This window comes from Zunongwangia atlantica 22II14-10F7 (assembly GCF_002094855.1).
Lineage (GTDB): Bacteria > Bacteroidota > Bacteroidia > Flavobacteriales > Flavobacteriaceae > Zunongwangia > Zunongwangia atlantica.
This window is the reverse complement of the sequence record NZ_ARYN01000003.1, coordinates 88,040-110,735: the sequence shown is the minus strand read 5'-3', so window position 1 is coordinate 110,735 and position 22,696 is coordinate 88,040. Positions and strand designations below refer to the sequence as shown.

Below are 22,696 nucleotides of genomic sequence, written 5' to 3'. Positions count from 1 at the left end.
CTATCACTATGAGTAATAAGATCATCTTCATTTTAGGCGTTTTAGTATTCAATTTTTTTCAGCTTCAGGCACAAAACGAACTCAATTATCGGGTGAGCTATAAACTTACTTATAAGTTGGATTCTACAGATTTGGAATCCAGTAAATCTGAAATTATGTGGCTTTTTGCCAATAACGAATCCTCGCTTTTCTTAAGTAGAGGAGCAGCACTAAAAGATTCGATGTCGGTAAATGTAAATGTTGCAGATATTGGATCTGAAAGGTGGAAAAGTAAAATGGTAGCTTCTAAAACCGATTTTAAGTATAAGATCTTCAAAAATAAATCTGAAAATAAGCTGGGATACGGAATTAAACTGATGGACGATAAATTGTATTATTCACAAGATATCGATAAAATACAATGGGAGATACAGACTGAAGCCAAAGAAATTTCAGGATATCAGGTGCAAAAAGCAACAACAAGTTTTGCCGGTAGAGATTATACTGCCTGGTTTACTCCAGAGATTCCGCTTTCAGATGGGCCATATAAATTCGCTGGCCTACCTGGTTTGATCTTAGAAATCCAGGATACAGAAGCTGAATACATATTTGAATTCACAGGTTTTGAGGAATTAGCTGATCCTTTAGAATATCAGATTTTTCCTGAAGGATATAAGGAGGTTAAGAAAAAGGAACTTCTGGATTTATTGGCAACTTATCAAAAAGATCCAATTAGTTATATAAATAATTATGTGGGCGCGGGTGGTAAAACGGTAAGTATTAAAATTGTAGGAGATGATAAAAAGGATTATCTGAAAAAACAGCATGAAAAGTTAGCCAAAAAGAATAATCCCATAGAATTACAATAATGAGATACCTCTTGTTTTCTATTATTTATCTATTTGGCGTAAGTATTAATGCTCAGGATTATTCTTATAAAGCAACATATCAATTGGAGTATCAGGAAGATTCGATAGATTTGAATTCTATAAAATCTGAAACTGTTGTACTTTATTTAGGAGAAGGGGTGTCTAGATATTCAAGTCTTGGTAAGGCTGTTGAAGATTCTTTAACCGCAACTTTAGATCCTTCAAATAAAAGAATGGCTGAATTTTATCGAATTAGAAGTCTAACTCCAGATACCGATTTTCACTATAAGATCTTCAAAAACTATAATGATAACGAGCTTATTTTAGCCGAAAAGGTTTTTAAGGATAAACTGAAGTATAAACAGATTTTAAATCCCATCGACTGGGAAATTCAGTCAGAAAGCAAAGAGATCTTAGGATATAAAGTTCAAAAAGCTTCAGGCTCGTTTGCCGGCAGAAATTACGAAGCCTGGTTTTCGCCAGAGCTGCCATTTTTAGACGGTCCCTATAAATTTGGAGGTTTGCCGGGACTTATTTTGGAGATTTCAGACACTAAAAATCATTATCATTTTAGCATAATGGAATTTCAGGAGTTAAAAAAAATAGTGTCTAAAACATTGAATTTGGATGATTATAAAGAAGTTTCTCAGCGAGATCTCGATCAGGTTCGTGGTGATTATAAAAGAGATCCACTTACTGCAATGACCAACGGCGGTGTAACTATTCATTGGAAAGATGGGCAGGAAGAAGAAGCTAAAAGGAAATTCCGGAAGAGACATAAAAAACAAAATAATCCAATTGAACTTCAACCAAAATAAATTTATAAATCGAAAATGATTATGAAATTTAAAATAGCTTTAATGTTGCTCTTCTTTTCTTTTAAGATTTCAGCGCAGCAAGAAGCACAGACAACATTCAATTATAAAGCGACCTACGAACTCGAGTATCAGGAAGATTCTACTGATGAAAACTCTATAAAGTCTGAAGTTGGTGTTCTTTATTTAGGTGATGGGCAATCACGATATTCTAGCTTAGGCCAGGCGATTAAAGATTCTTTAGAGAATATGCCCAATCCTGAAACAGTAAGGATGGACAAGTATAATCAAATGACCGATTTTAAATACACGATTTTCAAGGATTACCAGCAAAGTGAACTTGTTTTAGCCGAAAAGGTTTTTCAATACAGTTTTAAATATAAGCAGGATCTAAATCAGATCGATTGGGAAATTCAATCAGAAACTAAAGAAATAATTGGGTTTAAGGTTCAAAAAGCTAGGGGTGCTTTTGCAGGTAGAAATTATGTCGCCTGGTTCGCACCAGAGCTTCCATTTTCAGATGGGCCATACAAATTTGCTGGTTTGCCGGGACTTATTTTAGAAATTTCAGATTTACAAAATCAATATCATTTTAGCTTAACAAGTTTTCAGGAATTAGAGAAACCAGTAAGTAGAATACTGAATTTAGATGACTATAAAACAGTTTCTCAAAAAGAACTCGACCAGGTTCGTGACGATTATAATCGTGATCCTATTGGTACAATGCAGAAGGCAGGAATTAGATTTGGTTGGAGCGAAGAAGATGAAGCTAAACAAAGAAAGGAGTTAACCAAAAAGTATAAAAAACGAAATAATCCAATTGAGCTTCCGTAGCAAAACTATCATCAATCGAAATTCATCATGAAACTAAAGTTATTATTCCTATTAATATTTTTCTCTTTTAGGATTTCAGCACAGGGAACTATAAAAGAAAAATTCGATTATGAAGTAATTTATAAGTTGTCTTTTAAATTAGATTCTACTCTTGTTAAGCCCGAAAGTGAATATATGATGTTGTATCTGGGAAAAGATTATTCATATTATATAAGTAGAGCTCAAAATTTTGCAGATCAAATAAAAGTAAAGGGAAACTCTGGCAGTACATCTAAAAATGCCTTAACCAATTTTCATTATCAAATTTTAAAAGAAATAAAAAACGATAGGTTATTTTATATTCATACAATCGCTGCAGATCGATTTTATTTTGGACAGGATAAGCATCTCTTCAATTGGCAAATAGAAACAGAAACCAAAGAAATAAAGGGATATAAAGTCCAAAAAGCTATTACAAACTTTGCAGGGAGAGATTATGTGGCATGGTTTACTCCAGAGGTTCCAATCTCAGACGGGCCTTATAAATTTAATGGTTTGCCGGGATTAATTTTAGAGATTTCAGACGTTGAAAGTGAATGGAATTTTGAGTTTGTCGGTTTAAAAAAGCTATCGCCAAAACAGGATTTTCAATTAAAATTTAATCAGCTTATAAAAACAAGTCCGGCCGAGTTAAAAGCAACTAACCTTCGTTATCGCAAAGATCCTTTTACTTATGTAAACAATCCAAACATTACTATTTCGCCAGAAGTTCATCAAAAATACATCGAATCTTTTGCTGAAATGCTGGAGAAAGAAAATAATCCGATAGAACTGGAATAGTCTAAAAAAATCATCAATCAAAAACCATCATGAAACTAAAACTGTTTATAATCCTATTATGCTGTTTTTACAATATTTCAGCACAGGAAAAATTAAAAGGAAAATTCGATTATAAGGTCACTTATAAGCTTGATTTTAAATTGGATTCTACTTCAGCAGAAAAAATATCAGAATACATGATCCTGTATTTAGGAGATGAGATTTCTCAATTTTCCAGTAGGGCATATGTTTTGGCAAATCCAATTGTAACAAGAGGAAATGGCGGAAATATATCGCGTGCGGCAGTTACAAAATTCTTTACCAAAACCATCAAAGATCGGGGAGCATCAAAAATGTATAATTCGGTTTTTGTTCCAATGACCGATTTTTTCTACGTTCAGGAGTTAGGTCTTTTTGATTGGGAAATCCATCCTGAAACAAGAGTGATCAAAGGTTGTAAAGCTCAAAAAGCAACTAAATCATTTGCTGGGCGGGATTATATTGCCTGGTTTACTACTGAAGTTCCAGTTTCAGACGGCCCTTATAAATTTAATGGCTTGCCGGGCTTAATATTAGAAATTGCCGATACCGGGAATGATTACGTTTTTTCTTTTATAGGTTTAGAGAAGCTCGCACCTGCCCTTACTTATAAGATAAATTTTAAACAATATATTGAAAGTACCCAAGAAGATATTGCAGAAAGATTGTATGAGTATCGTCGAGATCCTATGATGCATATGCAAGCATTAAGAGGAAATACTAATGATAAGCTTAATCCTGAATATCATAAAAAAATGGTAGCCTCCTTTACCAAAATGTTGGAGAAAGAAAATAATCCTATAGAACTGCAATAACATGAAAAAAATCCTCTTTATAATTCTATCAATATTCGTTGTTTTTGCAGGCTATTCTCAAACTGAAATTACCGGGCAGGTTTTCGATGATAACAGTAAAAAGCTTAGTGGTGCAACAATAATGATCAGTAAAGATTCGGTTTCTTCGATCCTGGCTTATGGAATTTCAGACACCGATGGAAAATTTAAGGTAGCCGTGAAAAGTGAGAGTGAATCCTTGTTTCTAAAAGTTTCTTACATAGGTTTTGCTACGTTCGAAAAAACTATTCTCAATAAAGCGCAGCAATTAGAAGTGAAACTTTCGCCTTCTTCTGAAGCTTTAAAAGAAGTAATCGTAAAATCTGAAATTTTACAGCAACGTGGCGATACGCTCAGTTTTTCGGTAGATGCTTTTAAAGGTAAAAACGACCGGGTTATTGCAGATGTACTAAAGAAAATTCCTGGGATCGAAATTCGACCAAATGGGGGGATTTATTATAAAGATGAGCCCATCCAGAAATATTATATCGAAGGTTTAGATATGTTGGAAGGGCGTTATAACCTTGCCAATAATAACCTTTCGGCAAATGCGGTTTCTAAAATCGAAATTCTAGAAAATCATCAGCCGGTAAAAGTTTTGGATAGTTTAGAGTTTTCAGAAAGAGCTTCGATCAATATAAAACTAAAAAAAGATATCACGTTTAGCGGGACAGCAACCGCAGGGATTGGTGCAGCGCCTTTACTATGGCAAGCTAAAGTTACACCAATGATATTTACAAAGAAAAGACAGGCGATCGTTACTTACCAAAGTAACAATACTGGCGTAGATGCCTCTGGTGAGGTTCTTAATTTTTCACAGAACTTCTATGGAAATAATTTTGGTATAGATCAGGAGAATTGGGTTTCGATACAAAATGTGTCGCCACCTCCATTTTCTTCCGAGCGTTGGCTAGATAATAATGTTCATTTACTTTCGGGAAATATTTTACAGCGCATTAAAAAAGATTTAGATCTAAAACTGAATATTTCTTACCTTAATGATTATCAGCAACAGGATGGTAGTACTCAAACACGCTATTTTACTCCTACAGATACGATCGATGTTATCGAAAATACGAATAACGATATTTTTATAAGTAAGTTGGAAGGAGAGCTTACTTTAGAGAATAATGCCGATAAAAATTATTTTAAAGATCAACTAGCCTTTAATGGGTCCTGGAATGCCAAACGCGGTTTAATTGATCGTCCTGATACACGAATAATGCAGCAGATGGACAATCCTTTCTTCGGAATTAAAAACGATTTACGCCTGCTTAGAACTGTAGGAAAGCAATTGATCACTTTTACTTCAAATACAGGTTTTGCTGAAAATAATCAGGATCTTTTAGTAAAGCCGGGACAGTTTGAAGCCATTTTTAACGATGGTGAGCCTTATGAACAGCTTCAGCAATTAGTTTCAACCAGAAAAATATACACCGATAATTCGGCCGGCTTTACCGAAGCGTTAGGGAAATTTACCATAGCACCTAAATTTGGATTTTCTATCCAGAATCAGCAATTAGATACCGATATTTTTTTGGAAGATGGAGAAGAGGTTTTTGATGCTGATTTTAAGAACAGAACCGAATTTGTAGAATCTTCGGTCTATTTTAAAAACTCTTTCAGATTTAAAAGTAAAGATGAAACTTGGAATTTGAGTTTAAGTACGCCGCTAGAATTTAAAAGTTTTCGTTTAGAGGATGATAATTTTGAAGAAACCAGGGAGTTGGATCGGCTGATTTTTGAACCTTATTTTTCTATGAATAAAAAACTTTCTGCTTATTGGGATGCAAATGCTTCAGCAGCCTTAAGGTATGATTTTGGGGAACTTCAGCAATTATATTATGGCTTTTTACTAAATGGATATCGAAATCTAAATAGGTATAACGCCCCGATTTCCGAAGAAACAAGACAAATTTATAATGCCGGGCTGGGGTATCGAAATCCCTTAAAACAGTTATTCTTAAGCGCATCTTATTCTTATAATTATTCTGAAAATAATTTGCTGTACAGTTCTAATATTGGTGAAAATGGGACAACAATTTTAGAAGCTGTAGCTTTAGATAATAACTCCGATAATCATAGTTTTAGAGCCGGTGGAAGTAAGTATTTTAGGAAAATGAAAACAACGCTTAAATTGAATACTTCCTATAATTTATCAAAACGTCAGCAGCTTTTAAATAATACGCTGGCCGAAGTAAACACAAGAAGTTTAAATTTTCGAGGAAGCCTAGATGCTGAAATTTCCAGTTGGCTAATTGCGAATTATTCGGGTAATTATACTACTTATACTTCAGGTTTCGAAGATGGAGATTTTCAAACAATAGAAACTCAGCAGCATACGCTCGATCTTTATTTTTATCCAAAAGACAATCAATATTTAAGTGCGGGAGGCGAATATTATGGCAATTCTTTATCTGAAAATGGCACCAATTATTTTGTGAACCTAAGCTATCAGTTTACTTTTGAGAAACCTAAAATGGATCTTAACATTAGCTGGCGCAATATCCTGAACACAGATACCTTTATTAATGCGTATAATAACGAGTATTATTACGTGCAAAGTAGTTATCGATTACGGCCATCGCAGGTATTAGCCACCTTAAAATTTACCTTTTAAAATGACCAATTTCGTCAAAGAAGCCTGCGTAGAATCTTTAGAAGAAGCCTTAAAAACTGAAAAACTTGGCGCAGACCGAGTAGAACTGTGCGCAGACTTGTCGCAAGATGGAATTACTCCGGAAAGAAGTGTTATTGAAAAGGCAAAAGCACAACTGAAGATTCCGTTTCGCGTGATGATTCGTCCCCGGGGAGGCGATTTTGTATATTCTGAAGCCGAATTTGATGTAATGAAGCAGGATATCTCATTTTGTAAAGCAATTGGAGTAGAAGGAGTTGTTTTTGGAATCCTAAAAGAAGATAAAACTTTGGATTTAGACCGAATTTCTACTTTGGTAACACTTTCTAAACCATTAAAAGTAGTAATTCATAAAGCCATTGATGAAACACCAGATATTTTAAAAGCAACCGAAGAATTATCGAAAATCGATGGAATTTCTACAATTTTAAGTTCAGGAGGAAAAGCAACCGCAAAAGAAGGAATTTCGACTTTAAAAGGAATGATTGCAATTGCCGGTAATAAACTGGAAATCATGCCGGCCGGGCGGGTTACAAATAAAAATTTAGACGAAATACATCAAAGTATCGGTGCGCGGGCTTATCATGGTCGCCGAATTCTTGGTGAATTTTAATATTTTTTTATAATTTAGCTAATCCAAACGTTTTTTATATGAATACTGAGCAGAAAGGAAAACCAGAGGCTAAATTAAGAACAGCAGTTCTAATTATTCTGGCAATCGTTGTTTTTCAGATAATTATGGATTGGAGTGATTTTAAGGCAGGCTTTCTAGGAGCTTTTTTACATTAAGCGAAAGAAGTCTTAAAATTTACTAATTTCTCTTCCGTTATGAAACTCGTTAATTTCAGTAGTCGAGTTATATCAAAGTTAGAGAGGAACTTTTCTTTGTTCCGTAGAAATTGATCTTTTCAAGAATATTTTTCAATAGTAAATTCATTTTAATCAAAACTCGCAGTTTATTGTTTTCATTAAAAAGGATGTTTTTATGAATTTTTGATTTTGAATAATATATCTGGTTAAAAACTTTCAGCATAAAAAAAGCTGCCTTAAATGAATAAGACAGCTTTTTAATACTATTGGGTTTGTGATGTGATTACATCATTCCTGGCATACCGCCACCCATTCCTTGTGGCATTCCTCCGCCAGCATTGTCTTCTTTAATATCGATTAAAGCACACTCTGTAGTTAAGATCATTCCAGATACAGAAGCTGCGTTCTCTAAAGCTACACGTGTAACTTTTTTAGGATCTATAATACCAGCTTTCATCATATCTACGTAAGTATCTGTCTTTGCGTCGTAACCAAAATCTTTGTCTCCTTCAAGAACTTTATTGATTACTACAGATCCTTCACCACCTGCGTTAGAAACGATTGTTCTAAGTGGAGCTTCAATTGCGCGAGCTACAATTTGGATACCTGTTGCTTCATCTGCATTTTCAGTAGCAACAGCCTCTAGTACAGCTTTTGCTCTAACTAAGGCAACACCACCACCGGCAACGATACCTTCTTCTACAGCTGCACGAGTTGCGTGAAGCGCATCATCTACACGGTCTTTCTTTTCTTTCATTTCAACTTCTGAAGCTGCACCAACATAAAGTACTGCAACACCACCTGCTAATTTAGCAAGACGCTCCTGTAGTTTTTCTTTGTCGTAATCTGAAGTTGTAGTTTCGATTTGAGCTTTAATCTGGTTAACACGCTCTTTAATTGCGTTGTCGTCTCCAGATCCATTTACGATAGTAGTGTTATCTTTATCGATAGCTACTTTCTCTGCAGTTCCTAACATATCGATAGTTGCATTTTCTAAAGAGAAACCTCTTTCTTCAGAAATTACAGTACCACCAGTAAGGATTGCGATATCTTCTAGCATTGCTTTTCTACGATCACCAAATCCTGGAGCTTTTACAGCAGCAATTTTAAGAGAACCTCTTAATTTGTTTACAACCAAAGTAGCAAGGGCTTCACCGTCTACATCTTCAGCAATAATTAAAAGTGGTTTTCCAGATTGTGCTACCGGCTCTAAAACTGGCATAAGATCCTTCATTGTAGAGATCTTCTTGTCGAAAAGAAGAATATAAGGATTCTCAAGATCAGCGGTCATTTTCTCGCTGTTAGTTACAAAGTAAGGAGAAAGGTATCCTCTGTCAAACTGCATACCTTCTACAACATCTACATAAGTATCTGTCCCTTTAGCTTCTTCTACAGTAATAACCCCTTCTTTACCAACTTTTCCAAAAGCTTCAGCGATCAATTCACCAATTAGGTCATCATTGTTTGCTGAAATAGAAGCTACCTGCTTAATTTTTTCTGAAGAATCTCCAACTTCCTGAGTTTGCTCAGCCAAGTTTTTAGTTAAAGCTTCTACCGCTTTATCTATCCCTCTTTTAAGATCCATTGGGTTTGCACCAGCAGCAACGTTTTTAAGACCTTCTTTAACGATAGCTTGTGCTAAAACAGTAGCTGTTGTAGTACCGTCACCAGCAAGATCGTTAGTTTTAGAAGCTACTTCTTTTACCATTTGAGCTCCCATGTTCTCTAGCTCGTCTTCTAATTCGATTTCTTTAGCTACAGAAACACCATCTTTAGTTACTGTTGGAGCACCAAAAGATTTACTAATAATTACGTTACGACCTTTTGGTCCTAAAGTTACTTTTACTGCGTTTGCAAGAGCATCTACACCGCGCTTAATACCGTCGCGTGCTTCGATGTCAAATTTTATATCTTTTGCCATTTTATTGTAAATTTTAGTTGCCGGAATTCGGCTTAAAATTGATTAATTTTTAATTAAAATTGAGTCTGAGAATAGAATTATACGATAGCAAGAATATCGTCTTCTCTCATGATAAGATAATCTGTACCTTCTAATTTAAGTTCGGTACCGGCGTATTTGCCATAAAGAACCATATCACCAACACTAACAGTCATCTCGTGATCTTTAGTTCCTTTACCTACTGCTACAACTTTACCTCTTTGTGGTTTTTCTTTTGCAGTTTCTGGAATATAGATACCTGAAGCTGTTTTTGTTTCAGCTGCTACAGGCTCGATAAGAACTCTGTCTGAAAGCGGTTTAATGTTTAGTCCCATTTTCTTTAAATTTATTTTGATTAATTAATTTTAAATATTCGATCTTGAATATTTCGAAAATTATGCCACTAAAAAAAAGCTGACATTAATAAATAAAAAATGCCAGCTTTGTGACAAGCTGGCATTTTATAAATGTAATCTGGTATATTTTTTACTGAGCGCTATCTGCAGCAGGAGTTGCTTCTGTTTGTTCAGTTTGTTGTGCTGGTGCAGGAGTTGCTTCTGGTAAAGCATTTTCTACTTCGTCCTCATCAAATATTTTAGAGTCTCCAAAACCGCTGCTACCATCCATAATAGAAACATTACTAATAAGGATAAGTACTAATAAAACGGTTGCCAGTGTCCAGGTACTTTTATCTAAAAAATCGTTTGTTTTTTGTACACCACCAATTTGTTGACCGCCGCCACCAAGAGAAGAAGATAAACCGCCTCCTTTAGGATTTTGCACCATGATAACTACCACTAGCAAAAATGCTACGATAACTATTAAAACTAAAAAAATTGTGAATGTGCTCATTCTTTATCTGTGTTATTTTCCTGTAATTTTTCGATTGCCCGAATTTGGTCTGCAAAGAAACCACTTTTTTCGGGATTTTTCAAAATTAAAATTTTATAGGCCTGAATTGCCTTTTTAAAGTTTTTTTGTTCAAGATAAACTCGGGCTAAAGTCTCTGTCATTAAGGCCTCAGGAGCTGGGCTACTAAGATCTGGAACGCTGGCTTTTGGAGAAGATTTAGCCGGTTTTATTTTTGGGTTCTTAGAAATAAACCGGTCAATAATGTCAAATTTCTTCTGAATATTTTCAGGGGCATTTTGCTCTTTTTTAGCTGAATCTTGTTGCTGAAGTGGTTTGGCTGAAGTTAATCTAAGCCATTCTGAAAAGCTGTGTGATTCAGCATTATTAAATTGCAAAGGGCTGCCAATTTTTAATTGATCTTCAGGTAATTCTGAAGGTGCTCTATTTTTAGAACGCTCAAAAAGTTCAGGATCCATCACCTTGTCAGATTCGTCCTGCTTCATTTGTATGGCCTCGCCAATTGCCATGCTTTTTTTGCCTAAAACTTCTATAGGTTCGTAAACTTCGAGATTGTTAAGTTTTTCGTCCTGTTTTTTAATTTGATGGGCTATGCGATTTTGGTTAAAATCTATAGAGCTTATATATTCAAAAAGGATTTCACGGTCGGTAGTAAAAGCTGCAGTTTTTCGCAAAGCCGAATTGTACGAAGGGCTTTCTGCATCTTTTAAACCTTTTAATCGAATAGCACGTGCCGCCTGAAAGTAAGGAGCATTCATTAAAATATCCTCTAACTCTCGAGTTTCCTGTGGCGAAACTTCTTCGGGATGTTCTAATAAATATGTGAAATTCTTTAAATCCATAGCTAATTTTACCAATCGGTTAAAGCAGCATTAAAAACGTCTTGTGTAATCCTGTCGTAAATTTCTTCAATAGCAGTATTAAGTGTTGCGCCTACTAATTGTTGTCCTGCCGGATAATCGTAATAGAAAGAAAACCGCCTGTCGAAATCTTTCTCAGGTTCCAGCGTGTTGTAATATCTTACCTGCACTGCAATTGTTAGTCTATTTTGTGCAGCCGTGTTCTGTGCAGTCGCCGTCATCGGCGCAATATAATAATCGATAATTTCACCTTCAAAAATAAGATCGGCGTTATTATTTGTTAAGGTAAGATTTGTTTGATTTTGAATAAGATCCTGTAAGTTAAGCTTAAAGGTTCTCTCTATTCCCGGTTCTATCAAATCTGCAGTATTCTGGAAATTATTAACCTGAAAACTCGTGGCATCACCAGTACTTGCTCCTGTAAACGAATAAATTCCGCAAGAAACAAGGCTCAAAATGCCGAAAATCGATAAAATAAGGCCTAATTTTTTCATAGGTTAAGGTCGTGAATTTTGTTTCTCGTAAAACGAAATTCTAAGATTATAAATTGTATTGTTTGATTTTGCGATAAAGTGTTCTTTCGCTAATCCCTAATTCTTCAGCAGCAGCTTTACGTTTGCCATTGTGGCGTTCCAGCGATTTTTTAATCAATTCTAGTTCTTTATCCTGAAGTGAGAGCGTTTCTTCTTCTTCAATTTCTTCAGCAAAGTGATATTTGTCTTTTTCAGACAGGTTTTCTTGCTGTGGCTCGTATTCGCTTAGGCTACTCTGTTGTGGTATTTGTAATACTTCAAGATTATCGCTATCCAGATCTTCTACGTTAAAATCTTCAGTGTCCTCATCACCATTACCGTAGATTTTTTGAATAAGCCCTTCATTTTCATCACGAACTTCTTTAGAATTGCCTTCCTGCATTAATTTTAAGGTAAGTTTCTTAAGATCGTTAAGGTCATTTTTCATGTCAAAAAGAACCTTATAAAGGATTTCTCTTTCGTTGCTGAAATCTGAGTCTTTTTTCTTGTCTGAAATTACCGCTGGTAAATTGCTGCCCATATCTGGTAAATATTCTTTAAGCTCTTTACCATTTATTGAGCGGTCCTGCTCTAGAACCGATATTTGTTCAGCGATATTTCGAAGCTGACGAATATTTCCGCCCCAGTGATATTTTTGCATTAAAAGTACCGCATCATCTTCTAATCTGATGGTTGGCATTTTATATTTTAAAGCAAAATCTGAAGCAAATTTTCTAAACAATAAATGAATATCGCCTTTACGCTCGCGAAGTGGTGGTAAGTGAATTTCTACCGTACTTAATCGATAATAAAGATCTTCTCTAAATTTCTCTTTTTTGATCGACTCGAACATATTAATGTTGGTCGCGGCAACGATACGAACATTTGTTTTTTGAACTTTAGAAGAACCTACTTTAATAAATTCTCCGTTTTCTAAAACACGTAAAAGTCTTACCTGGGTTGGTAACGGTAATTCACCAACTTCATCTAAAAATATTGTACCGCCATCGGCTACTTCAAAATAACCGCTTCTGGTTTGGGTAGCTCCTGTAAACGCTCCTTTTTCGTGACCAAAAAGCTCACTGTCTATAGTTCCTTCGGGAATAGCTCCGCAGTTTACAGCAATATATTTACCATGTTTGCGATGCGATAGGGAATGAATAATTTTTGGAATACTTTCTTTCCCAACCCCACTTTCCCCGGTCACTAAAACCGAAATATCTGTAGGGGAAACCTGTATTGCTTTTTCTATAGCCCTGTTTAATTTTGGATCATCTCCTATAATTCCAAAACGTTGTTTTATGGCCTGTACTGATTCCATTTAAAATATGTGGTATTTAAATGTTATTGAATAGCTTTTAGATAAGAATATACCTTTTTTAATTATTGTCACTGTATCCAACAGCTTCACCAATTAGTGTGGCACTGGTGCAATCGCTAATTTTCACATTTACAAAATCACCAACTTTATAGTTCTCTTTAGGGAAAACTACCACAGTATTTTGCGTGTTTCTACCACTCCAATGAGCATCAGATTTTTTAGAAGCTTTTTCGATAAGCACTTCGACAGTTTTTCCTAAAAATTGCGATGTTCTATATTTACTATGTTCCTGCTGAAGAGCAACAATTTCAGATAGTCTTCTCTTTTTGGTTTCTTCAGGAATATCATCTTCAAATTTTCTGGCAGCCATGGTTCCTGGTCTTTCAGAATAAGCAAACATAAATCCGAAATCATATTTTACATATTTCATTAAAGAAATAGTGTCCTGATGATCTTCTTCAGTTTCGGTTGGGAAACCGGTAATAATATCATGCGAAATTCCACAATCTGGGATTAGTTTTTTGATATTATCGATAAGACTGAAATATTCTTCACGTGTATGAAGACGATTCATCTTCTTAAGCATTTTATCACTACCACTTTGTACCGGTAAGTGAATGTAGTTACAAATATTGCGATGAGCGGCCATTACTTCTATAACATCTAAGGTCATATCCTGTGGGTTAGATGTAGAAAAACGAATTCTCATTTTTGGCTGTGCTTCAGCAACCATTTTTAGAAGTGCAGCAAAATTAGTAGCCGTAGCTTTTTGCATCGGTGTGGCATCCTTAAAGTCTTTTTTAAGTCCGCCACCATACCATAAATAACTGTCTACATTTTGTCCAAGAAGGGTAATTTCTTTAAAACCTTTGTTGGCAAGATCGTTAACCTCTTCGATGATGCTTTGCGGGTCACGGCTACGTTCTCTACCACGAGTAAAAGGAACAACGCAAAAGGTGCACATATTATCGCAACCACGAGTAATCGATACAAAAGCAGAAACTCCGTTAGATTGTAAACGCACAGGTGAAATGTCACCGTAAGTTTCTTCTTTAGAAAGAATCACGTTAACCGCATTTCTACCTTCTTCAACTTCATTAATAAGATTAGGAAGATCTTTGTAGGCATCTGGTCCTACAACCAAGTCTACAATTTTTTCTTCTTCTAAGAATTTACTTTTTAATCGCTCTGCCATGCAGCCTAAAACCCCAACTTTCATATTAGGATTTATACGTTTTACGGCATTATATTTTTCAAGGCGTTTTCTTACTGTTTGTTCAGCTTTTTCTCTAATCGAGCAGGTATTTACCAAAACAAGATCAGCTTCTTCTAATTGCTGGGTAGTGTTGTAACCTTCTTTTGAAAGAATAGAAGCTACAATTTCACTATCACTAAAATTCATCTGGCAACCATAAGATTCTATAAAAAGCTTACGCTTGTTTTCGGTCTTAGGCTCCATTACCAGGGAGTTTCCCTGTTGCTTTTCGTCAATAATCTTCTCCATAATGCTGTACTAAGCTTAGGTAATTAGGTGGCAAAGATACGTTTTAAGCTTCTTGTGACAAAGTGGCAGTAAAATTTTTTAAAATTTTTACGCAACCTTTTTCATCTTATTACATCTAATGGTTGAAATTCGATAAAAATGGCAGTGATTTTTGCTGCTGAAAATGATTAAAAAAAAGTGAAAGATTAATAAGGGGAAGAGATTTTTGAAAAAGAAAATAGCGTGAAAGCCCCGATCATTGCTAACAAAGTCAATAAAGAATATAACACCTATGAAATAATTCTGCCTAATGATGACTGTTACCGATCGGGGTAAGCACTAGTTGTAATTTGGTATAAAGATAGTAAAATCAATCTATTAAGTTTCTTAATTACGATTGTTATTTATGTTTGGTTTATTTTTGCATGCCCGCGATATCGCGGGCATGTAATTTTTGTGCAAAATGCTTTCAAAACAGGTCTTAAAAGCTTATAATACTTTTAATTTAAAACCTATTTAATAAATCATTTATTAGGTTAAAAAAAAATTGATATACTTTTGCACTTACAAAAATGTAAACTATGGCAAAAAATTTAGTGATTGTGGAGTCTCCTGCCAAGGCAAAAACGATTGAAAAGTTTTTGGGGAAAGATTATAAGGTGGCTTCAAGCTTTGGGCATATTGCAGACCTTCCTACAAAAGAGTTAGGGGTGGATACTGAGGGAGATTTTTCTCCTAAATATATCGTCTCGAAAGATAAAAAAGATGTTGTTAGAAAACTTAAAGGTTTAGCTAAGGATGCCGAGACTGTATGGCTTGCTAGTGATGAGGATCGTGAAGGAGAAGCAATAGCCTGGCACCTTGCAGAAGAACTTAAGTTAAAGGACGATAATACCAAAAGGATCGTTTTTCACGAAATCACAAAATCTGCCATTTTAAATGCAATAGAAAATCCCAGAGGGATTAACTATAATCTTGTAAATGCACAGCAGGCCAGAAGAGTTTTAGACCGACTGGTTGGGTACGAACTTTCACCGGTTTTATGGCGTAAAGTAAAGGGAGGACTTTCTGCCGGAAGGGTGCAAAGTGTTTCTGTTAGACTAATTGTAGAGCGAGAGCGTGAGATCGAAGATTTTACTCCAGAAGCTTCTTATAGAATTGATGCTGAATTTGCTAATGCTGAAGGGAAAACGTTTAGAGCTAAACTTCCTAAGAATTTTGATACTAAAGAAGAAGCTGAAGCATTCTTAAATGATAATCTAGGTGCTAATTTTAAGGTTGCAGATCTTACTAAAAAACCAGCTAAGAAATCGCCTGCACCACCATTTACAACTTCAACATTACAGCAGGAAGCCTCAAGAAAATTATATTTTTCAGTAAGTAAAACAATGACCCTGGCGCAACGTCTTTATGAAGCCGGTCATATCACTTACATGAGAACAGATAGTGTTAATCTATCTGATGATGCACGTAAAGGAGCTAAGCGCGAAATCTTAAAAGCCTATGGCGAAGAATACGCAAAATCAAGACAATTTAAAGGTAAAACTAAAGGTGCACAGGAAGCTCACGAAGCTATTCGTCCCACAAATTTTGCCAGTCATAGTGTAAAAGCCGATCGTGATGAGCAGCGTTTATACGAATTGATTTGGAAACGTGCTATCGCTTCACAAATGTCTGAAGCGCAGTTAGAGCGTACCAATGTGAAAATTGAAGCAGATAAGCATGATAAAATTTTTACAGCGAATGGTGAAGTGCTGAAATTTGAAGGTTTTTTAAAGGTTTATTTAGAGGGAAGCGACGACGAAGATTCTGAAGAGCAAAGCGGAATGTTGCCAGATATGAAAGTGAATCAGGCTCTTCAAAACATTTTTATACATGCTACTGAACGTTTTACGCGTCCGCCTTATCGATATACTGAAGCATCTTTAGTTAAGAAATTGGAAGAGCTTGGAATTGGTAGACCTTCTACTTATGCGCCCACTATTTCAACTATTCAGAATAGAAATTATATAGAAAAAGGCTCTATTGAAGGAGCCGAACGTGAATACACGCAGTTTACTCTTGAAAACGGAAAAATTTCAGAAAAGAAATTAAGCGAAACCGTAGGTAGTGATAAAGGAAAATTAGTGCCAACGGCGGTAGGTAAAGTAGTAAATGACTTTTTAGTTAATCATTTTTCTAACATTCTCGATTACAATTTTACAGCAAAAGTGGAGCAAAGCTTTGATGATATTGCTGAAGGAAATGAGGAGTGGACAAAAATGATGAAGGATTTTTATACAGATTTTCATCCGCATGTCCAAGATGTTGCAAAGAATGCAGATCGTGAAGTTGGAGAGCGAATCCTGGGAGAAGATCCTGAAACCGGAAAGCCGGTAAGTGTGCGTTTAGGGAAGTTTGGGCCAATGGTTCAGATAGGATCTGTAGAAGATGATGAAAAGCCAAAATTTGCAAGTTTAGGGCCAGATCAAACACTGGATACCATCACTTACGAAGAAGCGATGGATCTTTTTCAACTTCCAAAGGAATTAGGAGAATATAAAGGAGAAAAAGTTGAGGTAAATAATGGCCGTTATGGGCCTTATGTGAAATTTGGTAAGAAATATGTCTCTTTAGAAAAAGGTGAAGATGCCATGAGTGTTGATTTTGATAGAGCTTTAGAGCTTATCAAAGAAAAAGAAAAGGCAGATGCTCCTATTTACGAATATGAAAACCTGCCAGTTCAAAAAGGAGTTGGGCGTTTTGGTCCTTACTTAAAATGGAATGGGATTTTTATAAATGTGAATAAAAAGTACGATTTTGATAATCTTTCAGGCGAAGATATAGAAGAACTTATCGAAGATAAGAAACGTAAAGAGCGAGAGAAGATTATTCATAATTGGGAAGAAGAAGGGATTCGTGTAGAAAAGGCCAGATGGGGAAGATCTAATGTTATAAAAGGTAAAACTAAGGTAGAGTTACCTAAAACAGTAGATGCAACAAAAATTACGCTTGAAGAGGCTAAAGATATAATCGCTAAAAAAGCACCAAAGAAAAAAGCAGCTAAGAAAACGACCAAGAAGAAAACTACTGCTAAAAAAACAACAAAGAAAACATCCAAAAAGTAACTGAATGGAATTGGATTTTTTAAGTCCTGTTAGTGAAGAGTTGATAGCTTATGCTGAAGCCTTAAGTCAGCATAGTATAGGTTCAAAAGTGAAGTTTAATTCGGTTTTAGAAGGTATTCCAGATCTTGGTGATGTGCAAATTGCTATTATCGGGATTCGGGAAAATCGTCTTTCAGAAACTTATGAAGACGACTTGCTGAATTTCGACGGAATTAGAAAGACTTTTTATAGTTTATTTCCAGGTAACTGGTGTATGAATATTGCAGATCTTGGCGATATTCAAAAGGGAGATACAGTAAAAGATACATATTTCGCGGTTGAAAAAACGGTTGCCGCATTGGTGAAAATGGATGTGATTCCTGTTTTACTTGGTGGTTCGCAAGATCTTATTTATGCGCAATACAGGGCTTATGATACTCTAGATGAGATGGTAAACCTTGTAAATGTAGATGCTCGTTTCGATTTAGGTGATGCAGAGCAGGTAATCTCTAATAAATCCTATGTTTCTAAGATTATTGTAAACGAGCCTTATAATCTATTTAACTATTCAAATATTGGCTATCAAACCTATTTTAACTCTCAGGAAGAAATAGAGTTAATGGATAGGTTGTTTTTTGATGCTTATCGTTTAGGAGAAATCAGTAATGATATTTCTTTAATAGAACCTATAATGAGAGCAGCCAATCTGGTTAGTGTAGATTTAAATAGTATTGATTCTGGAGCTTTGGGAAGTTCATTTTTTAAATCTCCTAATGGTTTTAATGGCAAAGAAATTTGTGCAATATCCAGATACGCAGGCCTAAGTGATAAAGTAAGCTCTTTTGGTATATTTGAATATCATTCGGCATTGGGAGAATTATCAAATATGCTATTAGCACAAATGATCTGGTATTTTGCAGAAGGAGTAAATTATAGGAACAATGAAAATACCGTAGCGGCTAAGCAAGAGTTTATTAAATATCAGGTTCCTATAGATGATGATGTACTGGTGTTTTTTAAAAGTCCGCTTAGCGGTCGTTGGTGGATCGAGATTCCCTACGTTGCTAACTCCAATACTAAATTAAAAAGAAGCACGTTATTACCATGTAGTGAGGAGGATTATTTGGAAGCCTGTAATCAGGTAATTCCAGAAAGATGGTATAAAGCTAAGAGAAAAAACGAAGTTTAATCGAGTTGGGCAAGCCTTTGATATATTGTAATTTTCTTAAAACTATTGTTTTTTAGAAAATAATTAGATAGGTTTACTGCCTTAAATTGAGATGTCTTAACCTAAAAAGTATTATGAAGAAAATTGTTTCGCTAGTTGCTGTTCTTGCTTTAATCTACAGTTGTGGAAGTAATGACAGAGGGCAGCTTGTAGGTGCGGAAGGAAAAAGATGGAACCCTGAAGATCCTTTTGGGATGGTATTAGTCCCGGGTGGATCGTTCATCATGGGGAAATCTGATGATGATATAGCAGGACAACTAAACGCCCCTCCAAAGACGGTTACAGTCAACTCTTTTTACATGGACGAAACCGAAATCACTAATGCTGAATATCGCCAGTTTGTAAATTATGTGAAAGATTCTGTTGTACGCGTAATGCTTGCAATGGAAGCTGAGCTTGAAGGAGCTACTGCTGGAGATAATGGAATTGGTGAATACGCTTTTGCAGATGCAGATGAGTCTAATCTTACCCCTTACCAGGAATATATGTTAGAGACTTATGGTACCGGTGGCGAAATGGATTCTTACGAAAACCGAAAATTAAATAAAAGGGTAGATATTGTTTGGGATACAGAAGATTATCCAGATGTAGCTTATGCCCGGGTAATGGATCAATTGTACATTCCACAGGAAGATGCCTATAATGGAACAAGAACAATCGATGTTAAGCATTTAAAATTTAAGTATAGCTGGATGGATATCCAGGCTGCAGCCAGAGGTAAAGGAAATCGTCGTGATTATGTACAAACTGAAGTTGTAGAAGTTTATCCAGATACAGCAGTTTGGATTAAAGACTTTAATTATTCTTATAACGAACCTATGCACAATGATTATTTTTGGCATAGCGCTTTTGATGATTATCCTGTTGTAGGGGTAAACTGGAAACAAGCCAGAGCCTTTTCAGAATGGAGAACAAAATATAATAACGATTTCCGTAAATCCAGAGGAGATAGTAATGTACCTCATTATAGATTGCCAACTGAAGCAGAATGGGAATATGCTGCTCGTGGTGGTTTAGAAGGTGGAACATATCCTTGGGGAGGTCCTTACACTAAAAATGATCGTGGCTGTTTTATGGCCAACTTTAAGCCTTTAAGAGGGGATTATGCTGCAGATCAGGCGCTATATACTGTAGAAGCGAAATCTTTTGATCCAAATGGATATGGATTGTATAATATGGCTGGTAACGTGTCTGAGTGGGTAAACTCTTCTTATGACGCTTCATCTTATGATTACATGTCTTCTATGAATCCTACTGTAGATGATTACGAAGATCCAAGAAAAGTAGTACGAGGTGGATCCTGGAAAGATGTAGCGTATTTCTTACAGGTGTCTTCCAGAGATTATGAATATGCTGATTCAGCAAGAAGTTATATTGGTTTTAGAACCGTGCAGGATTACTTAGGTAATGATGTTCCTTTAAACCAGCAAACGCCCTTAAATTAAAATAACCAACAACCCCTAAATAACAATCTTAAAAACTTAAACTTAATCATTATTTATTATGGCACAATCAAAATCTAGAGCAAAAGTTATGAATATGGTATACGGTCTTGGTGCGGCTGTAGTTATCCTTGGAGCGCTTTTTAAAATTATGCACTGGCCATTTGGTAACGAAATGTTAATCGCAGGTCTTATAACAGAAGCTTTAGTATTTACAGTTTCAGCTTTCGAACCAGTAGACGAAGGTTATGATTGGTCTCTTGTTTATCCAGAGTTAGCGCAGGGAAGTGCAGCTATAACATCTCCAAGAAAAAAGGAAGTTGTAATAGAAGAAACTAAAGACGCTCAGGGAATGCTTTCTAAAAAACTAGACGATATGTTGCGTGACGCAAAAGTAGATGCAGCTTTAATGAGTAGTCTTGGTGATAGCATTAGAAATTTTGAAGGTGCTGCAAAAGGTATTGCCCCAACCGTAGATGCAATGGCATCACAGAAAAAATATAGCCAGGAGTTAACAACTGCTGCAACTCAAATGGAAACTCTAAATAGTATATATAAAGTTCAGGTAGAATCTGCTTCTAAACAAGCCGAAGTTAATAAAGCTGTAGCTGAAAACGCTACCAGACTAAAAGCTGAAATGGATTCTTTAACCGAAAACCTAGCTTCTTTAAACGGTGTTTATGGTGGTATGTTAACTGCTATGCACGGGCAAAGAAGAGCTTAATTTTTAGACTTTATATATTAATAAACTAATTAGAAGATAAAATAAATGGCATCAGGAAAACAAAGCCCAAGGCAGAAAATGATCAACCTGATGTATTTAGTGTTCATCGCTATGATGGCGCTTAATATGTCAAAAGAGGTTTTGGTAGCCTTTGGTTCAATGAATGAAAAGTTAGAGGAATCTAACGCCACTACCGAGCAAAGAAATGTTGCTGCAATGCAAGGCTTACAAACAAAAGCTGGTGAGCAGGCTGAAAAATATGCGCAATTAGCTCAAAAAGCTGAAACTATAAATCAACTTTCTCAGGAACTAGATACTTATATCGCAGGAGTAAAAACTGATTTGACTGGTGAATTGGACGATCCGCAGGATTATCAGGCGATGGACAAACCAGATGTTTTAGACGAGAAATTCTTTAAAGGAGGTAAGATTAGTCCAGAAGGTGAGGAGTTTGTAGAAAAGATAAACACTTATCGTGAAGGAATCATTAGCACTTTAGGAGAAGATTTTAGTACCTTAAATAATGAAATAGCACGTAAATTTAATACTGATGAAGTAGAGGATAGCGAAGGAACTAAAAAGCCTTGGTTAACGTATAACTTTGAAGGTTTTCCTTTAATCGCTTCAATTACTCAGCTAACTCAATTGCAATCTGACGTTAAAACAACCGAGAATGATGTCCTATCTGCAATGTTAGCAGGACAATTGCAAGAGGAAGTTTCTATGAGTAATTATACTACGATCCTAGAAACTGAGAAATCTGCTTATTATCAAGGAGAAACTTTTGATGGAGCTATTGTTCTAGGTAGAAGTGATGAAACAACAAAGCCTAACAAGATTGAATTAAAATTAGACGGTAGAACACTTTCTGAAAGTGATTATTCACTTCAAGGGGGTAAAGTTATTTTAAATGTTCCGGCAGGAAATGCAGGAGATCATACAATTACTGGACAATTAATATTTAATGAAGGTGGAGAAGAGCCTATAGAGGTTGCTGTAAATCAAAAGTTTGCTGTAATTCCAAAGCCAAATTCAGCAACAATTTCAGCTGATAAAATGAATGTGTTATATCGTGGAGTAAAAAACCCGCTAACCATTTCTATGGCTGGTGTTCCAGATAATAATGTTCAGGCAAATGCACCTGGTTTATCAAGAACTTCAGGAAGTAGTTACGTGATGGATGTGACTACACTTCAGCAAAGAGAAGTTAAGATTAATGTAACAGGAACTATTGATGGGAAAAGTTACCCATCTAGTTCAACATTCAGAATTAAAGATATTCCAAGTCCGGTTGGATCGATTAGAAAGGAAACAGGATCAGTGAAAATGCAACGAAATAGTTTAGAGGTTTCTGAAGTTGGTGCAGAGTTATTGGATTTTGATTTCGATATTGGTTTAAGAGTTAATGGTTTCAGTTTTAAAGTTTCTGGACAACCAACGGTAACAGTTCGAGGAAATAGATTAGATAATGCTGCTAAAGCGGCACTACGTAGAGCTGGTAGAGGAGAAACGGTTCAGATTTTTGATATCGATGCTACTCTAACTACTAATAGTGGTTATAAGCTTAAGAAGATAGCTCCGGTTTTTATAGAACTTACGAATTAAGAAAAGTAGAT

The 22,696-nt window shown here is 35.6% G+C and carries 20 protein-coding genes; 13 read left to right on the top strand and 7 right to left on the bottom strand.

What is annotated here, in order from left to right; all coding sequences use genetic code 11:
• Positions 1-8: 8 nt before the first annotated feature.
• From IIF7_RS04165 to IIF7_RS20800, 8 genes are read left to right on the top strand one after another with little or no spacing between them, the layout of a single operon-like run.
• Positions 9-848 (top strand): GLPGLI family protein, encoded by an 840-nt coding sequence (locus IIF7_RS04165; RefSeq protein WP_084840420.1) that lies wholly within the window; start codon positions 9-11, stop codon positions 846-848.
• Entirely contained in the window at positions 848-1,666 is an 819-nt protein-coding gene (locus tag IIF7_RS04160) for a GLPGLI family protein (protein WP_084840419.1), read from the top strand. Before IIF7_RS04165 ends, IIF7_RS04160 begins: the two co-directional genes overlap by 1 nt.
• Positions 1,667-1,687: 21 nt before the next feature.
• Entirely contained in the window at positions 1,688-2,497 is an 810-nt protein-coding gene (locus IIF7_RS04155) for a GLPGLI family protein (protein WP_245801512.1), read from the top strand.
• A gap of 27 nt (positions 2,498-2,524) precedes the next feature.
• Entirely contained in the window at positions 2,525-3,316 is a 792-nt protein-coding gene (locus IIF7_RS04150; protein WP_084840418.1) for a GLPGLI family protein, read from the top strand.
• A gap of 29 nt (positions 3,317-3,345) precedes the next feature.
• On the top strand, positions 3,346-4,149 hold the full coding sequence (locus tag IIF7_RS04145; protein WP_084840417.1) for a GLPGLI family protein: 804 nt from the start codon (positions 3,346-3,348) through the stop codon (positions 4,147-4,149).
• A gap of 1 nt (position 4,150) precedes the next feature.
• Positions 4,151-6,787 carry a carboxypeptidase-like regulatory domain-containing protein gene (locus IIF7_RS04140; RefSeq protein WP_084840416.1) on the top strand — a complete coding sequence of 879 codons (2,637 nt, stop codon included), beginning with the start codon at positions 4,151-4,153 and terminating at the stop codon, positions 6,785-6,787.
• A 1-nt stretch (position 6,788) separates the two neighbouring features.
• The gene (locus tag IIF7_RS04135; protein ID WP_084840415.1) at positions 6,789-7,418 is read left to right on the top strand and encodes a copper homeostasis protein CutC; all 630 of its coding nucleotides are present in this window, start codon (positions 6,789-6,791) and stop codon (positions 7,416-7,418) included.
• Positions 7,419-7,456: 38 nt separating this feature from the next.
• The gene (locus IIF7_RS20800; protein WP_176218891.1) at positions 7,457-7,594 is read left to right on the top strand and encodes a hypothetical protein; all 138 of its coding nucleotides are present in this window, start codon (positions 7,457-7,459) and stop codon (positions 7,592-7,594) included.
• A gap of 304 nt (positions 7,595-7,898) precedes the next feature.
• Here IIF7_RS20800 and groL read toward each other — a convergent pair whose 3' ends face one another.
• From groL to miaB, 7 genes are all read right to left on the bottom strand, one after another.
• On the bottom strand, positions 7,899-9,536 hold the full coding sequence (gene groL / locus IIF7_RS04130; RefSeq protein WP_084840414.1) for a chaperonin GroEL: 1,638 nt from the start codon (positions 9,534-9,536) through the stop codon (positions 7,899-7,901).
• Between the two features lie 77 nt (positions 9,537-9,613).
• Positions 9,614-9,889 (bottom strand): co-chaperone GroES, encoded by a 276-nt coding sequence (locus tag IIF7_RS04125; protein WP_084840413.1) that lies wholly within the window; start codon positions 9,887-9,889, stop codon positions 9,614-9,616.
• 151 nt (positions 9,890-10,040) lie between these two features.
• Positions 10,041-10,406, bottom strand: a complete 366-nt coding sequence (gene secG / locus IIF7_RS04120) for a preprotein translocase subunit SecG (RefSeq protein ID WP_084840412.1) — start codon at positions 10,404-10,406, stop codon at positions 10,041-10,043.
• Entirely contained in the window at positions 10,403-11,266 is an 864-nt protein-coding gene (locus IIF7_RS04115; RefSeq protein WP_084840556.1) for a hypothetical protein, read from the bottom strand. Before IIF7_RS04115 ends, secG begins: the two co-directional genes overlap by 4 nt.
• Before the next feature lie 8 nt (positions 11,267-11,274).
• Positions 11,275-11,778, bottom strand: coding sequence for an LPS assembly lipoprotein LptE (gene lptE / locus IIF7_RS04110; protein ID WP_084840411.1), 504 nt, complete (start codon positions 11,776-11,778; stop codon positions 11,275-11,277).
• 46 nt (positions 11,779-11,824) lie between these two features.
• Positions 11,825-13,117 (bottom strand): sigma-54 interaction domain-containing protein, encoded by a 1,293-nt coding sequence (locus IIF7_RS04105; protein ID WP_084840410.1) that lies wholly within the window; start codon positions 13,115-13,117, stop codon positions 11,825-11,827.
• A gap of 58 nt (positions 13,118-13,175) precedes the next feature.
• The gene (miaB, locus tag IIF7_RS04100; protein WP_084840409.1) at positions 13,176-14,621 is read right to left on the bottom strand and encodes a tRNA (N6-isopentenyl adenosine(37)-C2)-methylthiotransferase MiaB; all 1,446 of its coding nucleotides are present in this window, start codon (positions 14,619-14,621) and stop codon (positions 13,176-13,178) included.
• Between the two features lie 560 nt (positions 14,622-15,181).
• On the opposite strand from miaB, the gene topA reads away from it, so the two are divergent.
• From topA to porM, 5 genes are all read left to right on the top strand, one after another.
• On the top strand, positions 15,182-17,707 hold the full coding sequence (gene topA / locus IIF7_RS04095) for a type I DNA topoisomerase (protein WP_084840408.1): 2,526 nt from the start codon (positions 15,182-15,184) through the stop codon (positions 17,705-17,707).
• A gap of 4 nt (positions 17,708-17,711) precedes the next feature.
• On the top strand, positions 17,712-18,875 hold the full coding sequence (locus tag IIF7_RS04090; RefSeq protein ID WP_084840407.1) for a formimidoylglutamase: 1,164 nt from the start codon (positions 17,712-17,714) through the stop codon (positions 18,873-18,875).
• A 113-nt stretch (positions 18,876-18,988) separates the two neighbouring features.
• Positions 18,989-20,359, top strand: a complete 1,371-nt coding sequence (gene porK / locus IIF7_RS04085; protein WP_084840406.1) for a T9SS ring complex lipoprotein PorK/GldK — start codon at positions 18,989-18,991, stop codon at positions 20,357-20,359.
• A 58-nt stretch (positions 20,360-20,417) separates the two neighbouring features.
• The gene (porL, locus tag IIF7_RS04080) at positions 20,418-21,080 is read left to right on the top strand and encodes a type IX secretion system motor protein PorL/GldL (RefSeq protein ID WP_084840405.1); all 663 of its coding nucleotides are present in this window, start codon (positions 20,418-20,420) and stop codon (positions 21,078-21,080) included.
• A 45-nt stretch (positions 21,081-21,125) separates the two neighbouring features.
• On the top strand, positions 21,126-22,685 hold the full coding sequence (gene porM / locus IIF7_RS04075) for a type IX secretion system motor protein PorM/GldM (RefSeq protein ID WP_084840404.1): 1,560 nt from the start codon (positions 21,126-21,128) through the stop codon (positions 22,683-22,685).
• Positions 22,686-22,696 lie beyond the last annotated feature (11 nt).